Raw genomic sequence first — 1892 nt, forward strand, 5'->3', positions numbered from 1 at the left:
GTTAGTGTAAAGTATTTTACACTGATTTTTATTTGATCCCTTTATTTTTCAAGGGTTACAGAGCTTTTTAAAATAAAAAAAACAATGACCCCCTATTTTCAGTTATAATTGGAGTTACCACACAACAAAAATACTGAAGAAAGGTCATTGTTATGGACTCAATTATACTCTATTTAATTACCATTATTCAAGCGCAGTACAAACAAATCTGCTACTTAATTCTTTTCATCTGCAAATATATCCCTCTCAAGCAGTGGGCATTTGATGATTCCCATTCCCCAGAGTACCAGAAATTCAAGGTTGATAAACTTCCTACTGTATACACTCCTGCAACCTTCGATTACCAGCTTTACATAGCTTATATCAAACACCGTTATGGCTATCTGATTAAACCGGTGAAGCGTCGTTCGGAAGCTGATATCCCAAAGGATTTAGTATGTCCACGCTGTGGTGCGCCTCACGATTACTTATACAAAAACAATGGTTCCAAAGGTCAATTCATGTGCAAGGTCTGTGAGGAACTCTTTAACTCTGATAACATTTATAAGCACACTATCGAGCTTCGCTGCCCTTACTGTGGTAACATCCTGGTTCCTAAGAAGGAGCGGAAATGCTTCCGCATCCACAAATGTGTCAACCGCAAATGCAGCTATTACCTTGCCAATGAGCGGAAACTCCCTCCCGGCTTGAAACCAAAAGAAAAACATGAATACAAACTTCACTATATCTACCGCGAATTTACGATGGATTTCTTCCGTATGGGTTTGCACTCCCTTCCGGCAAGTGCTACAGGGTTCACTTTTAAGAAGTTTTCGCCTCATATACTTGGCTTGGTTCTTACCTACCACGTAAATCTAAAGCTCTCCACCAGGCAGACTTCCCATGCATTGAAAGAGGTTCATGGTATTGATATTTCCCATACTACCGTTGCCAGTTATGCCATGACCGCTGCTTGTGTCATTAAGCCCTTTGTAGATACCTACGATTATAAACCGTCCAACATCCTCTCCGCCGATGAGACCTATATTAAAAAGCTCGGCAAAAAGCATTATGTCTGGATCATTATGGATGCCTGCAAAAAGAGCATCCTTGGCTATCAAGTCTCCGACAATCGGAGTGTCGGTCCCTGCATCCTCGCCATGCGCATGGCCTTCGAGAAGTTCAAGGTGTTCCCATCAAAACTACTAAAGTTCATTGCTGATGGCTACAGTGCCTATCCTCTGGCTGCTCAATACATTAAGGCACAGAAGGGATGGGACTTTGACATCACACAGGTAATAGGACTTACAAATGACGATGCCGTATCAACCGAATTCCGTTGGGTCAAACAGGTCGTGGAACGTTTAAACCGTACCTTCAAGATGTCCTATCGCATCACCAATGGCTACAACAGCGATGAAGGCGCCTTATATGGCGTATCCTTATGGGTTGCCTATTACAACTTCCTAAGACCACATCCCCATAATTACTGGAAGCCTTTGAACGAGATAGACGAGTTTGAAAAGGTCGGTAACATGCCCGCCAAGTGGGTAATTCTCATCCGACTTGGGCAACACAAAATCCTTGAAATGCAGAAGACTTCTTCCGCACCTGGGAGTGCCTGTTCCTAGATTATTGAGCCGGAGGTAATACCCAGCCACCGGAAGTTTACTTCCGGCTTGACCTTGAATGCAATAAAAAGTAATGCTACAATGCTGTGAATACGACGGTAAGAACTTCCTGTTCCTGAGTTACTTCGCCGTCGGTGAGACCTTCAGAGCATTACTTTTTGTTGCACTCAAGGTTGGCGTAACCTGCCAATGCATAAATTCAGGGTTAAAATATTTGCTTTTTCAATGTTCAAAGGGACATATTTTTTTATATCAGTTTTTCATACCAAACTTTACACTACC

1 protein-coding gene is annotated in these 1892 nt (G+C 42.3%); it reads left to right on the forward strand.

What is annotated here, in order from left to right; translation table 11 throughout:
• Positions 1 to 152 precede the first annotated feature (152 nt).
• Positions 153 to 1610: an IS66 family transposase gene (locus tag I5677_RS17030; RefSeq protein ID WP_197662849.1), complete on the forward strand. Its 1458-nt coding sequence runs from the start codon at positions 153 to 155 to the stop codon at positions 1608 to 1610.
• Positions 1611 to 1892 lie beyond the last annotated feature (282 nt).

It is taken from the genome of Mobilitalea sibirica (assembly GCF_015999265.1).
GTDB lineage: Bacteria > Bacillota > Clostridia > Lachnospirales > Lachnospiraceae > Mobilitalea > Mobilitalea sibirica.

Coding starts and splice junctions, on each gene's coding strand:
- I5677_RS17030 (WP_197662849.1), top strand. CDS start 153: ATGGACTCAATTATACTCTATTTAATTACCATTATTCAAGCGCAGTAC.